13 protein-coding genes and 1 pseudogene are annotated in these 18,518 nt (G+C 72.5%); 10 read left to right on the top strand and 4 right to left on the bottom strand.

Annotated features, from left to right (window positions below; all coding sequences use genetic code 11):
- The first annotated feature begins 73 nt into the window (after positions 1-73).
- The 3 genes from ABZ154_RS05040 to ABZ154_RS05030 all read left to right on the top strand — a co-directional run bounded on the left by ABZ154_RS05040 (position 74) and on the right by ABZ154_RS05030 (position 5,337).
- Positions 74-1,555 carry a Gfo/Idh/MocA family oxidoreductase gene (locus tag ABZ154_RS05040; protein ID WP_356829129.1) on the top strand — a complete coding sequence of 494 codons (1,482 nt, stop codon included), beginning with the start codon at positions 74-76 and terminating at the stop codon, positions 1,553-1,555.
- Between the two features lie 165 nt (positions 1,556-1,720).
- Complete coding sequence (locus ABZ154_RS05035) at positions 1,721-3,559, top strand: ABC transporter ATP-binding protein (RefSeq protein WP_356829127.1); 1,839 nt, start codon at positions 1,721-1,723, stop codon at positions 3,557-3,559.
- The gene (locus ABZ154_RS05030) at positions 3,556-5,337 is read left to right on the top strand and encodes an ABC transporter ATP-binding protein (RefSeq protein ID WP_356829125.1); all 1,782 of its coding nucleotides are present in this window, start codon (positions 3,556-3,558) and stop codon (positions 5,335-5,337) included. The genes ABZ154_RS05035 and ABZ154_RS05030 overlap by 4 nt, the downstream gene beginning before the upstream one ends.
- A 21-nt stretch (positions 5,338-5,358) precedes the next feature.
- On the opposite strand, the gene ABZ154_RS05025 is transcribed toward ABZ154_RS05030, so the two are convergent.
- Positions 5,359-6,897 carry a fused MFS/spermidine synthase gene (locus ABZ154_RS05025; RefSeq protein WP_356829123.1) on the bottom strand — a complete coding sequence of 513 codons (1,539 nt, stop codon included), beginning with the start codon at positions 6,895-6,897 and terminating at the stop codon, positions 5,359-5,361.
- A gap of 50 nt (positions 6,898-6,947) precedes the next feature.
- Between ABZ154_RS05025 and ABZ154_RS05020 the strand changes: the two genes are divergently transcribed.
- Entirely contained in the window at positions 6,948-7,547 is a 600-nt protein-coding gene (locus ABZ154_RS05020; RefSeq protein ID WP_356829121.1) for a hypothetical protein, read from the top strand.
- Between the two features lie 160 nt (positions 7,548-7,707).
- Entirely contained in the window at positions 7,708-9,069 is a 1,362-nt protein-coding gene (locus ABZ154_RS05015) for an FAD-dependent oxidoreductase (RefSeq protein WP_356829119.1), read from the top strand.
- 37 nt (positions 9,070-9,106) lie between these two features.
- Here the strand turns inward: ABZ154_RS05015 and ABZ154_RS05010 are convergent, their stop codons facing one another.
- Both ABZ154_RS05010 and ABZ154_RS05005 read right to left on the bottom strand, forming a co-directional pair.
- Positions 9,107-10,642 (bottom strand): ATP-dependent DNA ligase, encoded by a 1,536-nt coding sequence (locus ABZ154_RS05010; protein ID WP_356829117.1) that lies wholly within the window; start codon positions 10,640-10,642, stop codon positions 9,107-9,109.
- Positions 10,643-10,709: 67 nt separating this feature from the next.
- Positions 10,710-11,501: a metal-dependent hydrolase gene (locus ABZ154_RS05005; RefSeq protein ID WP_356829116.1), complete on the bottom strand. Its 792-nt coding sequence runs from the start codon at positions 11,499-11,501 to the stop codon at positions 10,710-10,712.
- 138 nt (positions 11,502-11,639) lie between these two features.
- Between ABZ154_RS05005 and ABZ154_RS05000 the strand changes: the two genes are divergently transcribed.
- On the top strand, positions 11,640-14,153 hold the full coding sequence (locus tag ABZ154_RS05000) for a DUF3516 domain-containing protein (protein WP_356829115.1): 2,514 nt from the start codon (positions 11,640-11,642) through the stop codon (positions 14,151-14,153).
- Positions 14,154-14,187: 34 nt separating this feature from the next.
- Positions 14,188-15,060: an acyl-CoA thioesterase II gene (locus tag ABZ154_RS04995; RefSeq protein WP_356829114.1), complete on the top strand. Its 873-nt coding sequence runs from the start codon at positions 14,188-14,190 to the stop codon at positions 15,058-15,060.
- 465 nt (positions 15,061-15,525) lie between these two features.
- Here ABZ154_RS04995 and ABZ154_RS04990 read toward each other — a convergent pair whose 3' ends face one another.
- Positions 15,526-15,774, bottom strand: a complete 249-nt coding sequence (locus ABZ154_RS04990) for a DUF6011 domain-containing protein (RefSeq protein WP_356829112.1) — start codon at positions 15,772-15,774, stop codon at positions 15,526-15,528.
- Between the two features lie 181 nt (positions 15,775-15,955).
- Here ABZ154_RS04990 and ABZ154_RS04985 point away from each other — a divergent pair.
- From ABZ154_RS04985 to ABZ154_RS04975, 3 genes and pseudogenes are all read left to right on the top strand, one after another.
- Positions 15,956-17,183, top strand: a pseudogene (locus tag ABZ154_RS04985) (chloride channel protein).
- Between the two features lie 143 nt (positions 17,184-17,326).
- Positions 17,327-17,851 (top strand): GNAT family N-acetyltransferase, encoded by a 525-nt coding sequence (locus ABZ154_RS04980; RefSeq protein WP_356829110.1) that lies wholly within the window; start codon positions 17,327-17,329, stop codon positions 17,849-17,851.
- 51 nt (positions 17,852-17,902) lie between these two features.
- Positions 17,903-18,391: a glutathione peroxidase gene (locus ABZ154_RS04975; RefSeq protein ID WP_356829399.1), complete on the top strand. Its 489-nt coding sequence runs from the start codon at positions 17,903-17,905 to the stop codon at positions 18,389-18,391.
- Positions 18,392-18,518 lie beyond the last annotated feature (127 nt).

Below are 18,518 nucleotides of genomic sequence, written 5' to 3'. Positions count from 1 at the left end.
GGCCGCTCACGCCTGTACGGGACCGGCCCCGCTCGCGCACGTCCAGAACCCCCACACCCCACCTGGAGGCTCGATGAACGACGACGCCCGGCCCCGGCAGACACCGCAGGACCTCTCCCCGCAGAACACCGGCGATGACGTCGACCGGCAGGATCCCAGCCGCCGTTCGGTGCTGTGGACCACGGCGGGTGTGGCCGGCGCCGGCCTCGGCTTGAGCTCCCTCACGGGAGGCACCGCGTCGGCCGCCGGGAGCGCCGCACCGGGAGCCGCGGAAGCCGCGGCGGCCGCGGCGGCCGCCCCCGCCCGCCAGGGCCGCACGATGGCCGACGTCCCCTTCGACCGGCGATCGACCGTGCGGGTCGGCATCGTGGGCCTCGGCAACCGGGGCGACAGCATGATCGACCTCTTCCTCGCCGTCCCCGGCGTCCGGGTCGTGGCGGTCTGCGACCCGGTGCGGGACAAGACGGAGAAGGCCGCCGCCAAGGTGACGGCGGCCGGACAGCCCGCCCCCGCCGTCTACGCCAAGGGCGAGGACGACTACGTCAGCCTCTGCCGACGCGGGGACATCGACTTCGTCTATGTGGCCACCCCCTGGGAGCTGCACTTCCCGATGGCGAAGGCGGCGATGCTGAACGGGAAGCACGTCGGCGTGGAGTGTCCGATCGCGATGCGGCTGGAGGAGCTCTGGCAGCTCGTCGACCTCTCCGAGCGCACCCGGCGGCACTGCATGCAGCTGGAGAACTGCTGTTACGGCAAGAACGAGATGCGGGTGCTCCGGATGGCGCACGCGGGTCTGTTCGGGGACCTGCTGCACGGCGCGGGGGCGTACAACCACGATCTGCGGGAGCTGATGTTCGACCCCGACTACTACGAGGGTCCCTGGCGGCGGCTCTGGCACACCCGGCTGCGCGGCGACCTCTACCCCAACCACGGGTTCGGGCCGGTCGCCAACTACATGGACGTCAACCGGGGCGACCGTGCCGTCTCCATCACCAGCATCGGCACGCCGGCCCTCGGCCTCGCCGCGTACCGCAAGGAGCACATGCCACCGGGCGACCCCAGCTGGAAGGAGTCGTACATCGGCGCCGACCGGACGATCAGTCTGATCCAGACGGCCAAGGGCCGGGTGATCCGGCTGGAGCACGATGTGTCGAGCCCGCACCCGTACTCCCGTATCAACAGCCTCGGCGGGACCCGGGGCGTCTTCGAGGACTACCCGGAGCGGGTCTACCTGGAGCCCACGAACACGAACCACCAGTGGGACGACTTCAAGAAGTACGCCGAGTGGGACCACTGGCTGTGGAAGGAACACGCCAATCCGCCGGGCGGTCATGGCGGGATGGACTACATCATGGTGTTCCGGCTGATGCAGTGCATGCAGCTCGGACTGGTCCCGGACTTCGACGTGTACGACGCGGCCGTCTGGACAGCCCCCGTGCCGCTCAGCCACCTCTCCATCAAGGCCAAGGGAACCCCGCTGCCCATACCTGACTTCACCCGTGGCGCGTGGAAGAAGGCCAGGTCCGGGATGGACTCGGAGAAGCCGGCCGCGTGAGGGCGGCGGGGTCCCGTGCGGCTCGGCACGGGACCCCGCAGGCGGCCGCCCGCCGCAGAAAACCGGTTGCCCCGGAGGGGGGCGGGAAGCGAACCTTGCACGGTTTGGTCACCCCGTAACTCCGAGGTCCGCACGGGCCTCGCGCCTACCGAGCCCTGGGACGTCATGCAGATTCGCGATCTTCCGTATTCGGATCCCGGCGACCCCGATGTGCGGTCCGGCCCACGCTTCCTGTACTGGCTCGGGCGCAATCAGCTCGGCGGACAGCTCAAGTCGCTCGGCTGGGGACTGCTCCACCAGCTGAGCATCGCCGGGCTCCCCGTCACCGTCGGCGTCGCCGTCCAGGCCGTCATCGAGCGCTCCGGCGCACGCCTGGCGCTGGCCGGCGGTCTGATCGGGGCTCTGGGCGTTCTCATCGCGGTGGGCGACACCATGCTCCACCGGACCGCCGTCACCAACTGGATCACCGCCGCCGCCCGGGTGCAGCAGCTCCTGGCGCGCAAGACCGCCGAGCTGGGGGCCGCCCTGACCCGGCGGGTCGCCGCCGGTGAGGTCGTCGCCGTCTCGACGGGCGACGTGGAGAAGATCGGCTGGTTCGTCGAGGCGCTCTCGCGCTTCCTGGCCGCCGCCATCGCGCTCGTCGTGGTCTGCGTGGGGCTGGTCATCTACCTTCCGGCCCTGGGCGTCCTGGTGGCCGTCGCCATGCCGGTGCTGGCCCTCGCCGTGCTGCCGCTGCTCCCCCGCGCCACCCGGCGCGCCGACGAGCAGCGCGAGAAGGCGGGCAAGGCGACCGAGCTGGCCTCGGACACCGTGGCCGGACTGCGGGTGCTGCGCGGCATCGGCGGCGAGGAGCTGTTCCTCGGCCGCTACCGCCGCGCCTCCCAGGAGGTCCGCAAGGCGGCCGTGCGCAGCGCCAGGATGTGGGCGCTGATCTCGGCGGTGCAGGTGCTGCTGCCGGGCATCCTGCTGATCTCCCTCGTCTGGTACGGGGCGACGCTGGCACGGGACGGCCGCATCGACGTGGGCCAGTTGGTCACGGTCTACAGCGCGGCCACCCTGATGCTGTTCCCGTTGCGCCACTTCGAAGAGATCGCGATGGCCTACTCCTTCTCACGGCCGTCCGCACAGCGTGCCGTACGGGTGCTGTCGCTGCGCCGCAGCGACCGGACGGCCACGGAGGCGGGCGTTCCGGCGGGCGACCTGTATGACCCCGCCACCGGGCTGATGGCCCACCAGGGTCAGTTCACCGCGGTCGTCTGCGGTGACCCTGACGAGGCCGGGCGGCTGGCCGAGCGGCTCGGCGGCCATGCCCAGACCGGCGACCAGGACACCGAGGAGGAGAAGAAGGCCCCCTCCGTCCTGCTCGGCGCCGTCGCGCTGGACGAGCTCCCGCTGGACACCGCCCGGACCGCCGTCCTGGTCCAGGACAAGGACCCGGTGCTGCTCTCCGGCACGCTCCAGGAGTTGCTGGACGTGCCGTCCTCGGGCCTGGTCACCGCCGAGGAGGCGCTGGAGGCCGCGCAGTGCGGCGACGTGCTCGCCGCCCTGGCCCAGGCGTCGCCCGACGACGACGGGGACCCGATGCGGACCCGGATCACCGAGCGGGGCAGGTCGCTCTCCGGCGGCCAGCGCCAGCGCCTCGCGCTGGCCCGGTCGCTGATCACCGACCCGGAGGCGCTGGTGCTGGACGAGCCGACCTCCGCCGTCGACTCGCACACCGAGGCACGCGTCGCCGCCGGGGTCGCGGGGCTGCGCCGGGGCCGTACGACGGTCGCGTTCGCCTCGTCCCCGCTGCTGCTGGACGTCGCCGACCGGGTGGTCCTCGTCCACGAGGGCAGCGTGGTCGCCGTGGGCACCCACCGCGACCTGCTTCGCTCCGAACCGCGCTACCGGGCCGTCGTCACCCGCGAGACCGACGACGAGGTGGCGGCGAGCAGTTTCCAGGGCATCGACGCGGTCCCCGCCATGAACAACAGCACCCAGGAAATCGAGGAGAGGGCATGATCGGCGTCGCACCACCGGCGTACGACCCGGCCGCCCCGGAGTCGGCCACCACCCTGCCTGTGGGCACCCCCACGACCGTACGGAGTTACGTACGGCACCTGCTGCGGCGCCACCGCAAGGCCTTCGGCCTCCTGATCGCCGCCAACGCGGTGGCGGTCATCGCGTCGATCGCCGGACCCTATCTGCTCGGCGGACTGGTCGAGAACCTCTCGAACGGTGTCACCGACCTCCATCTGGAGCGCACGGCGGCCGTCTTCGCCGTCGCGCTGGTGATCCAGACGGTGTTCACCCGGTCCATGCGGCTGCGCGGTGCCATGCTGGGCGAGGAGATGCTCGCCGACCTTCGCGAGGACTTCCTCGTACGGTCCGTGGGTCTGCCGCCCGGGGTCCTGGAGCGCGCCGGGACCGGCGATCTGCTCTCCCGGATCACGACGGACATCGACCGGCTGGCCAACGCGATGCGTGAGGCCGTACCGCAGCTGGCGATCGGCATCGTCTGGGCGGGGCTGCTGCTCGGCGCGCTCACCGTGACCGCTCCCCCGCTGGCGCTGGCCGTGCTCATCGCGCTGCCGGTGCTGATCATCGGCTGCCGCTGGTACTTCCGGCGCGCGCCCTCGGCGTACCGCTCGGAGGCCGCCGGTTACGCGGCCGTCGCCGCGATGCTCGCCGAGACCGTGGACGCCGGGCGGACCGTGGAGGCGCACCGCCTCGGCGCCCGCCGGGTCGCGCTGTCGGACCGGCGGATCACCGAGTGGACGGCATGGGAGCGGTACACGCTGTTCCTGCGCTCGGTCCTCTTCCCGGTCATCAACGCGACGTACGTGACCATCCTCGGCGCGGTCCTGCTGCTCGGCGGCTGGTTCGTGCTGGAGGGGTGGCTGACGGTCGGGCAGCTGACCACGGGAGCCCTGCTGGCCCAGATGATGGTCGACCCGATCGGCCTCATCCTGCGCTGGTACGACGAACTCCAGGTCGCCCAGGTCTCCCTGGCGCGGCTGGTGGGCGTACGCGAGATCGAGCCGGACGCCGGTGACGCGGCGGTCGGGCCGGACGGCCGGGACGTACGGGCGGACGAGGTGCGGTTCGGGTACCGGGAGGGCGTCGACGTCCTGCACCAGGTGTCGCTGGACGTGGCTCCGGGCACCCGCCTCGCCCTGGTCGGGCCCTCGGGCGCGGGCAAGTCGACGCTGGGCCGGCTGCTGGCCGGTATCTACGCCCCGCGCACCGGCGAGGTGACCCTCGGCGGGGCCGAGCTGTCACGGATGACGGCGGAGCGGGTCCGGGAGCATGTGGCCCTGGTCAACCAGGAGCACCATGTCTTCGTCGGTTCGCTGAGGGACAACCTGCTGCTGGCCCGGGACGGGGCCGAGGACGCCGAGCTGTGGGCATCGCTGGCCGCGGTCGACGCCGACGGGTGGGCGAAGGCTCTGGAGAAGGGGCTGGAGACGGAGGTCGGTTCGGGCGGATTCGCGCTGACCCCGGCGCAGGCGCAGCAGATCGCGCTGGCCCGTCTCGTGCTGGCCGACCCCCACACGCTGGTGCTGGACGAGGCGACCTCGCTGCTGGACCCGCGGGCGGCCCGCCATCTGGAGCGTTCACTGGCCCGGGTCCTGGAGGGCCGTACGGTGGTGGCCATCGCGCACCGCCTGCACACCGCGCACGACGCGGACGTCATCGCGGTGGTGGAGGACGGCCGGATCAGCGAGCTCGGCAGCCACGACGAGCTGGTGGCGGCGGACGGGGCCTACGCGGCGCTGTGGCGCTCCTGGCACGGGTGAGACCGTCGGGAGCCCGGGGGCTCACCGTACGGTTCGCGTGGGGTGGGGCTGGAGGAGCTGGTCCACGGGTGCACGGTCGTCGGTGAGGACCGGGGCGTCGCCGGTCCAGGCGGTGACCGTGTCTCCGGTGGCGATCCGCCAGCCGGTCTCCCGGGCGTCCAGTGCCTGCTGGATCGCGGGCGCGTCGACCGGCCGGTCGGAGGCGAGCACCACCATGTTGCCGCCTTCGGGAACGGCCGCCGGGTCCAGGCCGATGTCCATGGGGGCGCCGATGACCGCGACGTGTGCGAAGACCTCGGCGAGCGTGGCGACCTCGGCGCGGGCGAAGGCCAGGCGGCCGTGGTCGATGAGGTTGGCGACGTACAGCCCGTCCTTCTTGAGCGCCCGGTGCACCTCACGCAGCGCCTCGGAGGTCGTGAGGTGCCAGGGCACGCTGACGCCCCCGAAGGCGTCGCCGACGACGATGTCCCGGCTGTCGGTCTCCAGCCGCTTCAGGCCGATTCGGGCGTCCTCCACGCGGACGTCGATGCCGGTGGAGGCGCCCAGGTTCAGCTCTTCACGGTCGATGCGGACGACCCCGCCGTCGATCTCGGAGACGAGGCTGCGGGTTCCGGGGCGTGCGGCCGCGAGGTAGCGGGGGAAGGTGAGGCCGCCGCCTCCGATGTGGTGGGCGGCGAGGGGCTCGCCCGCGGGGAACGCGGTGTCGACCACGGAAGCGATGGCGCGCACGTAACCGAACCGGAGGTACGTCGGGTCCTCGACGTCGACGTAGGAGTGGCGCAGGCCGTCCAGGACCAGGGTGCGGCCGGTGGCCCGGTCGGGGTCCGCGACGATCCGGGCACAGTGGTAGCGGGTCTCCGCGTCACAGCCGCCCGGGGCGAACGCGGTGGCGAGGGAGGCCGCGACGACGGTGGCCAGCGCCACGGCCGAGGCCCGGCGCCAGCGGCGCGCCCGCCAGCCGACCAGCACGGAGCCGAGCACCAGCAGGGCGCCGAGGCCGATCAGGATGGAGCTGACGGGCAGCCGGGAGATGAGGACGAACCCGGTGAGGACCGTGCCGACGATGGCACCGGAGGTGCCCACTCCGGAGAGCCGTCCCACGACCGTCCCGGTCTCGGCGAGGCTGGTGAGCCGCAGCTTCGTCACGAGCGGGGTCACCGCCGAGAGCAGGGCGCCGGGTACGAGAAGGGTTGCCGCCGCGACCAGCAGGAGCGCCGGGGGCGCCCACTCCGCGGTGGTGCGGAGCAGGAGCGGGGTGAGCGCGACGACCACGCCCGACACGCCGAGCGCGGGACCGATGAGCCGGTGCGGATCGACCTGGTCGGCGACGCGCCCGCCCAGCCAGGAGCCCAGCGCGATAGCGGTGAGGGCGATACCGATCACCAGGGTGCTGGTTTCGAGGGTGAGGCCGAGGTAGGGGGCCAGCAGCCGCAGGGCGACGATCTCGACGACCAGGACCGCGGCCGAGGATCCGAACACGAGGACCGCCGCGGCGCGTTGCCCCGGCCCTTGGTCGCGGGGCGGGTCGTCGGCCACGGGCGGGGAGGACGGTGTGGTCACCGCAGCATCCTCCCATGCGGGCGGTCGGACTCCGGGCGGCCGGAGGGCGCTTGGACGCGGTCACAGACCCTCAGGCGCTTCCCGGCCGACACCGCCTCCGGGTCGAGGCGGAGGGGGCTCTGCGCTGCCGGGGGCTCCTGGACGGCGGGACCGACGGCATGCTCGCCGGTCTCGGGCCCATGCTGCGCTGGCGGCCGCCCGTCCCCCAGGTCGCCTACCCCCGGCAGGTGGAGGACCGGGACCTGCACCTGAACGGCCGCGGGCTGACGCTCGTCCCCTCGTACTTCAACTGGGGCGAAGCGGTCGCCTTCGCCGATCCACGGCTGCCGCCCGTGCTCTGGTACTCGCTGCTCCACGAGCCGGGCCCGCCCGGCCGGCCGCTCCCCGCCGACGCCCCCGCCCCCGCCCCGTGCCTGGTCAACCTGTTCGGGCGGGCCCGCGCGGTCGCGCTGCGCGCCGCCTCCACCGGCGCCACGACCGGCGAGACCGCCCGGGCGGCCGGGGTATCGGCGTCCTCCGCCAGCAGGCACGCCACCGCCCGGCGTGACGCGGGGCTCGTCACGACCGTCCGCCACGGCCCGTCCGTGCTGCACACCCTCACCCCGGCGGGGGCCTCGCTGCTCCGGGCAGGCACCCGGGCCCGCGGCTGAGCCGCCCGCGCCCGCCGGGCCGCGGTGGCGCCGTGTGGGGGCCCGTTCACCCCTGCCAAGAGGCGGACTCGGTTGCATCCGGTGAGGATGAGGAGTGCATCGGCCGGTATACGGGGCAGGCGAGCGCAGAACCACGCAAGCCCGAGAAGGGACGCAGACCGTGGCACGACCCAGGATTCTTGTCGTCGGCGCCGGCTTCGCAGGTGTCGAATGCGTACAACGGCTGGAGCGCAGACTCGCTCCGGGCGAGGCCGACATCGCGCTCGTCACGCCGTTCTCCTACCAGCTCTACCTGCCGCTGCTGCCCCAGGTGGCCTCCGGTGTGCTCACCCCCCAGTCGGTCGCGGTCTCCCTGCGCCGCAGCCGCCGCCACCGCACCCGGATCATCCCCGGCGGAGCGATCGGCGTGGACACGCAGGCCAAGGTCTGTGTCATCCGGAAGATCACGGACGAGGTCGTCAACGAGCCGTACGACTACATCGTGCTGGCCGCGGGCAGCGTGACCCGGACGTTCGACATTCCCGGACTGGTGGACCACGCACGTGGGATGAAGACGCTGGCCGAGGCGGCGTACGTACGCGACCACGTCATCGCCCAGCTGGATCTGGCCGACGCCAGTCAGGACGAGGCCGAGCGGGCCTCGCGGCTCCAGTTCGTGGTGGTCGGCGGCGGTTACGCGGGCACGGAGACGGCCGCCTGCCTCCAGCGCCTCACCACCAACGCGATCCGGCACTATCCGCGGCTGGACCCGAAGCTGATCAAGTGGCACCTGATCGACATCGCGCCCAAGCTCATGCCGGAGCTGGGCGACAAGCTGGGGCGGGCCGCCCTGGAGGTGCTCCGCAGGCGGAACATCGAGGTGTCGCTCGGGGTCTCCATCGCCAAGGCCGCCGCCGAGGAGGTGACCTTCACCGATGGCCGGGTGCTGCCCTGCCGGACGCTGATCTGGACCGCGGGGGTGGCCGCCAGTCCGCTGATCGCCACGCTCGGCGCGGAGACCGTACGCGGCCGGCTGGCCGTGACGCCCCAGCTGAAGCTGCCGGGCGCGGACGGGGTCTTCTCGCTCGGCGACGCGGCGGCGGTGCCCGACCTGGCGAAGGGCGACGGGGCGGTCTGCCCGCCGACCGCGCAGCACGCGATGCGCCAGGGCAAGGTGCTGGCGGACAATCTGATCGCCTCGCTGCGCCGTCAGCCGCTCAAGGACTACGTCCACAAGGACCTGGGGCTCGTCGTGGACCTCGGCGGCAAGGACGCTGTGTCCAAGCCGCTGGGCGTCGAGCTGCACGGGCTGCCCGCGCAGGCCGTGGCCCGCGGCTACCACTGGTCGGCGCTGCGGACGAACGTCGCGAAGACCCGGGTCATGACGAACTGGCTGCTCAACGCGGTCGCCGGTGACGACTTCGTACGGACGGGGTTCCAGGCGCGCAAGGCGGCGACGCTGCGGGACTTCGAGTACACGGACGCCTATCTGACGCCCGAGCAGATCAGGGAGCACACCGCTGCGGCGACGATCAGGCACTGACCGCCCGGTGAGCGCGCCCCGCTTCGACGGGGCGCGCTCAGTGCTGCCGTGAGAGGACCGTCTCCACCGTGTCCGCCTCCTGCGCGGTCTTGTCCTCGCGGTAGCGCAGGACGCGGGCGAACCGGAGGGTGACGCCCGCCGGGTAGCGGGTGGAGCGCTGGAGCCCGTCGTAGGCGATCTCCACGACGAGTTCCGGGCGTACGGTCACGACGTGGCCGTCCTCGCCGGTCGCCAGTTCACGCAGCTTCTCGGTCTGCCACTCCAGCAGGGCGTCGGTGAGCCCCTTGAAGGTCTTGCCGAGCATCGCGAACGTACCGTCGGGGCGGCGCGCGCCCAGGTGGAGGTTGGAGAGCTTTCCCGTACGCCGTCCGCTCCCCCATTCGGCGGCCAGCACGACCAGGTCCAGGGTGTGCACCGGCTTGACCTTGAGCCAGGAGGCTCCCCGGCGGCCCGCGCTGTAGGCGGCGGCCAGGTCCTTGACGACCACCCCCTCGTGCCCGCGCTCCAGTGTCTCGGCGAGGAACGTCTCGGCGGCTCGTCGGGCACCGGTGTCCGCCGGATCGGGCACGAGGGTGCGCCGGACCCGCAGGGCCTCGGGGACCAGCCGGGCCAGGGCGGCGTGGCGCTCGGCGAAGGGGAGGTCGAGCAGGTCCTCGCCGTCGGCCGAGAGGGCGTCGAAGAAGACGGGCACGATGGGTACGCCGGCAGCCGCGGCGGCCACGTCACGCCGCGAGCCCACCCGGGCGGCGGTCTCCTGGAAGGGGCGCGGCCTGCCGTCCTCCCCCAGCGCGATCACCTCGCCGTCCAGGATGAAGCGCCGGGTCTCCAGCGCGGACACGGCGGTGACCAGCTCGGGCAGCCGGTCGGTGATGTCGTCGAGGGTCCGGGTGTAGGCGCGGACCCGGTCGCCGTCCCGGTGCACCTGGACCCGGATGCCGTCCAGCTTCTCCTCGACGGCGCAGGGGCCCAGCTTGTCGACGGCCTCGGTGACCGAGGCGGCGGTGTGGGCCAGCATCGGCTGGACCGGCCGGCCGACGGTGAGGCGGAAGGCGGCGAGCGCGCCGGGGCCCTCCGCGAGGAGGGTCCGGGCCACCTCCTGGAGGGACCCGGTGAGCATCACGGCCCGGCGGACAGCGGCGGGCGGTGCCTCGGCGGCCCGGGCCAGCGCGTCGGCGGCGACGGCGTCCAGGGCGCCCTGGCGGACCTCCCCGGTGAGCAGGGCCCGCAGGAAGTGCTGCTCACCGGCGGTGGCGGCGGCGAACAGGGCGCGCAGCCGGTCGCGGCGCAGGGCCTGGGAGCCGGTGCCGGAGATCGCGGCCAGCGCGGTGAGCTCGGCGTCGACCCCGGTGACGGTGAGCGTGGGCTCAACGGCGGGCTCCACGGGGTCCTTCAGGCTCCGCCAGCCCACGCCGATGCGCCCCTGGGGCAGTCGTCCGGCGAGGTACGGGATGACCACGGGGACGTCCTCGGGGCCGGCGTCCCGGAAGAGTGCGGCGAGGAGCGCCACCTTCCGGGACCGGGCGGAGGTGGCGGCGACCTCCAGGGAGACCTGGGCGAGCTCGGCGAGCAGCATGGGGCCATGGTCCTACGGGCCGGGGCGGGCCGCCCGCCCGCAGAACGGCCGGGCACGCCCGGGTGCGTCATATGTAGTTGAGGGCCGCTGCGCCGCCCACTCCCCCGAGCACCATGAACGCGGGCATCAGCACCTTGATCTCCACCCAGCTGCCGGCCCGGAACCGCATGAACTTCGGAGGGCCGAGCGGGTACCAGCGCTTGCCGCCGATCGGCAGCGGCCACAGGACCGGGCAGCCCGAGATGGTCAGCGCGTCCCCGATGTCGTGGACCAGGGCGCCGAGGACGATGGGCAGGCCGAGCCACATGTACTCCTGGCCGGGGGCCTCGAAGAGCCAGCCGGCGCCGTTGCCGGGCTGGTCCAGGACGCCGGCGAGGATCCAGGCGCTGGTGGCGCCGAGCAACCAGACGAGGATGTCGCTGGAGACCCGGGCGGCCCGCCAGAGCAGACCCTCGACCGCGAGCACCAGGTGGACGAAGAGGACGGCGAGGACCGCCCAGCGGCCGCCGAAGATCGCGGCGGCGGAGCAGCCGGCGCCGACGAGGACGGCCCAGAGCCAGGTGTGGGTGAGGGTGCGGTGGCCGCCGGTGCGGCGGGGGTCGGCGGCGCTCTTGGTGGCCTTGTAGACGGCGTACGAGAGCTTGTCGACGATCTCGCAGAGCCCCTTGGAGATGGGGCCGAAGGCGCGCGAGATGGTCGCGGACTTGTGGTCGAGGTCGGGGGCGAGCGCGGCTCCCGCGCAGATCAGCGCGCCGACGACCAGGACGGGCCAGGGCATCGTGTGGCCCGCGGCGGCTGCCGCGGCGCCCACCCCCAGCCAGGCCGCTGCCCCTGACAGAGAGTGTGCCGGTCCCATCATGGCTTGTTCCGCCCCCAGAGCATGGTGCGCCCATCACCGGTGCGGCGCGGGCTGGTTGAGTGCGCAGCGTATCGCCCGTGATCTTCGTGCCGTCCGCCGGTTCCCTCATCCGGGCGGAAGACAGGCAAGATGGGGGGCGTGACCCTCATCGACCAGCTGCCTAAGACCCCCGACCCGGATGCCCTCTTCGAGGCCTTCTCGTCATGGACCGAGACCCAGGGCATCACCCTTTACCCGGCTCAGGAGGAGGCGCTGATCGAGGTGGTCTCCGGGGCGAACGTGATCCTCTCCACCCCGACCGGCTCGGGCAAGAGCCTGGTGGCGGCGGCCGCGCACTTCACCGCGCTGGCGCAGGACAAGGTCACCTTCTACACCGCGCCGATCAAGGCCCTGGTCTCGGAGAAGTTCTTCGACCTGTGCAAGCTCTTCGGCACCGAGAACGTCGGCATGCTCACCGGGGACGCCTCGGTCAACGCGGACGCCCCGGTGATCTGCTGTACGGCCGAGGTGCTGGCCTCCATCGCGCTGCGCGACGGCAAGTACGCCGACATCGGCCAGGTCGTGATGGACGAGTTCCACTTCTACGCCGAGCCGGACCGCGGCTGGGCGTGGCAGATCCCGCTGCTGGAGCTGCCGCAGGCGCAGTTCGTGCTGATGTCGGCGACGCTCGGCGACGTCGCGATGTTCGAGAAGGACCTGACCCGCCGCACCGGCCGCCCCACCTCCGTGGTCCGCTCGGCGACCCGCCCGGTGCCGCTGAGCTACGAGTACCGCTTCACGCCGATCACCGAGACGCTGACCGAGCTGCTGGACACCCGGCAGTCGCCCGTCTACATCGTGCACTTCACGCAGGCGGCGGCCGTCGAGCGGGCGCAGTCGCTGATGAGCATCAACATGTGCACGAAGGAGGAGAAGGAGAAGATCGCCGATCTGATCGGCAGCTTCCGCTTCACCACCAAGTTCGGCCAGAACCTCTCCCGGTACGTGCGCCACGGCATCGGGGTGCACCACGCGGGCATGCTGCCCAAGTACCGCCGCCTGGTGGAGAAGCTGGCCCAGGCGGGTCTGCTGAAGGTGATCTGCGGTACGGACACGCTCGGCGTCGGCGTCAACGTACCCATCCGTACGGTGCTGTTCACGGCGCTCACCAAGTACGACGGGACTCGGGTGCGGACCCTGCGGGCGCGGGAGTTCCACCAGATCGCGGGGCGCGCGGGGCGGGCCGGGTTCGACACGGCCGGGTTCGTCGTGGCGCAGGCCCCCGAGCACGTCATCGAGAACGAGAAGGCCGTCAAGAAGGCGGGCGACGACCCGAAGAAGAAGCGCAAGGTGGTCCGCAAGAAGGCGCCCGAGGGGTTCGTCGCCTGGTCGGAGACCACGTTCGACAAGCTGATCCAGTCCGAGCCCGAGCCGCTGAGCTCCCGCTTCCGGGTCACGCACACGATGCTGCTCGCGGTCATCGCCCGTCCTGGCAACGCCTTCGAGGCGATGCGACACCTGCTGGAGGACAACCACGAGCCGCGCCGGGCGCAGCTGCGGCACATCCGCCGGGCCATCGCCATCTACCGCTCGCTGCTGGACGGCGGGGTGGTGGAGCAGTTGGAGACGCCGGACGCCGAGGGCCGGATCGTGCGCCTGACGGTCGACCTCCAGCAGGACTTCGCGCTCAACCAGCCGCTGTCCACGTTCGCGCTGGCCGCGTTCGACCTGCTGGACGCCGAATCCCCTTCGTACGCACTGGACATGGTCTCGGTCGTCGAGTCGACGCTGGACGATCCCCGGCAGATCCTGGCCGCCCAGCAGAACAAGGCGCGCGGCGAGGCCGTGGGCCAGATGAAGGCCGACGGGGTCGAGTACGAGGAGCGGATGGAGCGGCTCCAGGACGTCACGTACCCCAAGCCGCTGAGCGAGCTGCTGTGGCACGCCTACGACGTGTACCGCACGAGCCACCCGTGGGTGAACGACCACCCGGTGTCGCCGAAGTCGGTGATCCGGGACATGTTTGAGCGCGCCATGACCTTCACGGAGTTCACCTCGCACTACGAGCTGGCCCGGACCGAGGGCATCGTGCTGCGGTATCTGGCGAGCGCGTACAAGGCGCTGGAGCACACGATCCCGGACGACGTGAAGTCGGAGGATCTCCAGGACCTGATCGCCTGGCTCGGCGAGATGGTGCGCCAGGTGGACTCCAGTCTGCTGGACGAGTGGGAGCAGCTGGCCAACCCGGAGGTGGAGACGGCCGAGCAGGCGCAGGAGCGGGCGGACGAGGTCAAGCCGGTCACGGCGAACCCGCGCGCCTTCCGGGTGCTGGTGCGCAACGCGATGTTCCGGCGGGTGGAGCTGGCGGCGCTGGACCGGGTCCGTGACCTGGGCGAGCTGGACGGCGACTCCGGGTGGGACGAGGACGCGTGGGGTGAGGCGCTGGACGCCTACTGGGACGCACACGAGGAGATCGGCACCGGGCCTGACGCGCGCGGTCCGAAGCTGCTCAAGATCGAGGAGGACCCGGCGCACGGGCTGTGGCGGGTCTGGCAGGCGTTCGCCGACCCGGCGGACGACCACGACTGGGGCATCAAGGCCGAGGTGGACCTGGCCGCGTCCGACGAGGAGGGCCGGGCGGTCGTCCGGGTCACCGAGGTCGGCCAGCTGTGAGCGGATCCCTGAAACGGAAGTGGAGAGGTACGGCATGACGAACCCGGCCGAGAGCCTGGTCGACCTTCTCGACCTGGAGCGGATCGAGGTCAACATCTTCCGCGGCCGCAGCCCGGAGGAGTCCCTGCAACGGGTCTTCGGCGGGCAGGTCGCGGGCCAGGCGCTGGTGGCGGCGGGCCGGACGACCGACGGGGAGCGTCCGGTGCACTCGCTGCACGCCTACTTCCTGCGGCCGGGCCGCCCCGGCGTGCCGATCGTCTACCAGGTGGAGCGGGTCCGGGACGGCCGGTCCTTCACCACCCGGCGGGTCACGGCCGTCCAGGAGGGCCGGACGATCTTCAACCTGACGGCGTCCTTCCACCGCCCCGAGGAGGCGGGCTTCGAGCACCAGCTGCCGCCGGCCCGGATCGTGCCGGACCCGGAGGAGCTGCCGACGGTCGCCGAGGAGGTGCGCGAGCACCTGGGCGCGCTGCCGGAGGCGCTGGAGCGGATGGCCCGGCGCCAGCCCTTCGACATCCGTTACGTCGACCGGTTGCGCTGGACGAAGGACGAGATCAAGGACGCCGATCCGCGCAGCGCGGTGTGGATGCGGGCGGTGGGCCCGCTGGGCGGCGACCCGCTGGTGCACACCTGCGCGCTGACGTACGCGAGCGACATGACGCTGCTGGACGCGGTGCGCATCCCGGTGGAACCGCTGTGGGGCCCTCGTGGTTTCGACATGGCCTCGCTGGACCACGCCATGTGGTTCCACCGGCCGTTCCGGGCGGACGAGTGGTTCCTGTACGACCAGGAGTCGCCGATCGCGACGGGCGGGCGCGGTCTGGCCCGGGGCCGGATCTACGACCGTTCGGGGCAGCTGCTGGTGTCGGTGGTGCAGGAGGGTCTCTTCCGGCGACTGAGCGGATGATTCCGCTCCGATCCACAACGGCATGCCGGTCCCCGGGAGCCGGGCGTATCCGCTGACGGCGGATGCTTCCCCGGCACACTGTGGAAGTGTCGGATGACGCGGAGCTGCTCCTGGCCGACGGTACGGCGGTCCGCTTCGAGCTGACCGCCCCGGAGGCGTCCCCGCCGTTCTGACCGACCGGGCCTCGTTCGCGTCTGGGGCAGTCGGCGCAGGTCGTGCTGGAGATGACGGGCCCGTTGATCGTCTGCTGCGCCACCGGCGCCGACTCGTCGACGGCGGCGCGCCGTGCGCTGGACACCTTGGAGGACCTGGGGGACCCGTCGCTGAGCCGGGATGTCGTCGTCGTGGCCACGCGGCTCAGCGGCACGGAGGCGGCGAGCGCCTCCGACCGGCAGGTGAGATCGCAGTTTCCCGACGCGGGCGTGGACGAGGTGGCCGAGGGAGGGCCGGACGGCCGACGGCCGTTCAGGTGCCCGGCAGCGCCTCCTGCTCGACCTCGTGGCGGCGGGTGCGGATGTCCGGCGGCGCGGGGTGCAGTTTGGCGTCGCAGGAGGGGCCGAGTCCGGTGCGGCGGGAGTCCGCGCCGGTGAGGGGGCGGCCGCAGAGGCGGCAGCGGATCAGGCGGCGGGGCGGGGCCTCTTCGGCCGCCGCGCCTTGTGCGACGGCCGCGTCGGACCCGGGCAGCCGTTCAGGGAAGGGATCGGGAGTGTCCACGCCCCGATCCTCCCAGTACGGCCCCCTGGGCGCCCGAGGGGGCGGCGGCTCCACGCTCGGCCGGTGCCCGGTTTGCCGAACGGGGCCGGGGCCGCGTTACTGGAGGGACCCCGTGCCGCCGGCCGGGCGGAGTTCCGTCCTACGGAGCCGGAGCCGGAGCCGGAGCCGCGGAGGTAGCGGTATGGACATGATCCACATCCGCGCGGTGAGCCCGCCCGACCTCACCGACGAGGTCGTCGGCCTGCTCGCGGACGATCCGTGCGTGCTCAACCTGATCGTGCGGCGGGACGCCGCACACAATCCCGACGGCGACTCCATCGTCTGCGACGTGCTGACCGGGGCGGCCAACGATGTCCTGCACCGGCTGCGGACCCTGCGGGTCGACCAGCGGGGTTCGCTGGTCATCGAACCGGTGGACATGGCCTTCTCCAGCGCGGCGGCGGAAGAGGGCCGGCGGGCACTCGGACCGCTGAGAGAGGCACCCCTGATCGCGCTGGGCGGTGGGCTGGCCGTCTGGGCGGCGGGCCGCGTCAAACGGGACCTGGCACCCGACGCCCGGGCTCTGGTCGGGGCGTCGGGGAGCTTCGCGGCGGTGAGCGCCCTGCTGGGGTCGCCGCTGCTGGGCGCGTTCCTGCTGATGGAGGTGGCGGGGCTGGCCGGGCCGATGCTGGGCGTGGTCCTGGTTCCCGGGCTGCTCTCCGCGGGGGGTGGGGGCCCTGATCTTCACCGGTCTGGGCTCCTGGACCGGTCTGGGCACGTACTCGCTGACGCTGGGCGAGGTCCCTCCGGCGCCGGCCCCCGGCATCGCCGCGTTCGGGTGGGCGCTGGTCCTCGGTGTCGCGGCCGCCTTCGGGGGCGCGGGCATCCGCCGGCTGTCGCTGGTTCTGCAGGAACGCGTGGAGCGGCGGACGGTGATGGCCACGGCGGCGATGGGCCTGACCGTCGGCGCTCTCGCGCTCGTGTATGCCGAGACGTCGGGCAGGGACGGTTCCGAAGTGCTGTACTCGGGCGAGCACGAGCTGGGCCATCTCCTGACCGGGAGCGCGTCGTACCCGGTGAGCGCACTGGTGCTGCTCATCGTCTGCAAGTCGTTCGCCTACTGCGCCTCGCTGAGCTGTTTCCGGGGCGGCCCCGTGTTCCCCGCGATGTTCGTCGGCGCGGTGGCCGGCATCGCGCTGTCCCATCTGCCGGGTCTGCATCTCACCGAGGGGTTCGCGATGGGCATCGGGGCCATGTGTGTGGCGATGCTGCGGTTGCCGATGACCTCGGTGCTCCTGGCGACACTCCTGCTGGGCGGGGAAGGGCTCACCGTGATGCCCCTGGTGATCGTGTCGGTGGTCATGTCGTACGTGGTCACCCTCCGGCTCACACGGCCACCGGTGGACCCGGCACGGCCGGAGGCGGCGTAGACGCCTTTCGCGTATCGACGCCTCCCGCATACCGGGGACACCATTCGGATAGGAGAGGTACGGCGGAGGAGCCCGATCACGTCGGCGCCCGGCCCCCACTCCGTAGCCCTTGCGACTGTTCCGCTGCGAAAGGACCCTTGCGCATGACCGAGATCGTCCACGTGTCCGGCCCCGAGCTGGTCACGTACGCCGATGAGATGGCCGAGCTGCTGGTGGAGACCGTCGAGGAGGGCTCCTCGGTGGGCTTCCTGGCGCCGCTGGACCGGGAGAAGGCCGCCGTCTGGTGGCGGGCGCGCGCGGGCGCCGTGGAGTCCGGGGAGGTCTCCATCTGGATCGCCCGGGAGGGCTGCCGGGTCGCCGGGACGATCGCCCTGATCCGGGCTCCGCTGCCGAACGCCCGCCACCGCGCCGAGGTCGCCAAGCTGATGGTTCGCCCCGCCGCCCGGGGGCAGGGGCTCGGGCGGGCTCTGCTGGACGCCGTGGAGGCGTACGCGGAGGTCGAGGGCATCACACTGCTGATCCTGGACACCGAGAGCGGCAGCCTGGCCGAGCAGGTCTACTGCAAGGCGGGCTGGACTGAGGTGGGCTCCGTGCCGGGATACGCGGCCGACCCGACGGGCAGCCTCAAGCCGACCACCTTCTACTACAAGGAGCTCGCCGCCCCATGAGCGGCGGGTGGCACCATGGGCACCACGCACGCGATGATCAGGGAGAGCTTCATGACGCTGCACGACATTCCGCTGCACACCCTCGCCGGTGAGCCGACCACCCTGGGCGCCTGGAACGGCCGGGCCGTCCTGTTGGTGAACGTGGCGTCCAAGTGCGGGCTCACCCCGCAGTACGAGGGCCTGGAGCGGCTGCAGCAGACGTACGGGGACCGGGGACTGACCGTGCTGGGTGTGCCGTGCAACCAGTTCGCCGGGCAGGAGCCGGGGAGCGCCGAGGAGATCGAGACCTTCTGCTCCACGACGTACGGCGTCACCTTCCCGCTCCTGGAGAAGATCGAGGTCAATGGGGCGGACCGGCACCCGCTGTACACCGAGCTGACGAAGCTGGCGGACGCGGAGGGCGAGGCCGGGGACGTCCAGTGGAACTTCGAGAAGTTCGTGATCTCGCCGGCCGGTGAGCCGGTGGCCCGGATCCGCCCGCGCAGCGAGCCGGAGTCGGCGGAGGTCGTGGCGGCGATCGAGGCGCAGCTGCCCGGCTGAGCGAAGGCAGCACCGAGCAGTACGCAAGGGGGCCGGGCCGGGGGGGGGTGCGGGGGGGGCCCCCGGGGGGGGGGAGGGAGGGGGTGGGGCGAAACCCCCCGGGTGGGGGGTTTTGGTGTTCTCACCT

The organism is Streptomyces sp. NPDC006261, from assembly GCF_040613515.1.
GTDB lineage: Bacteria > Actinomycetota > Actinomycetes > Streptomycetales > Streptomycetaceae > Streptomyces.
The sequence above is the reverse complement of the archived record's forward strand: the minus strand, read 5'-3'. Positions and strand labels throughout refer to the sequence as shown.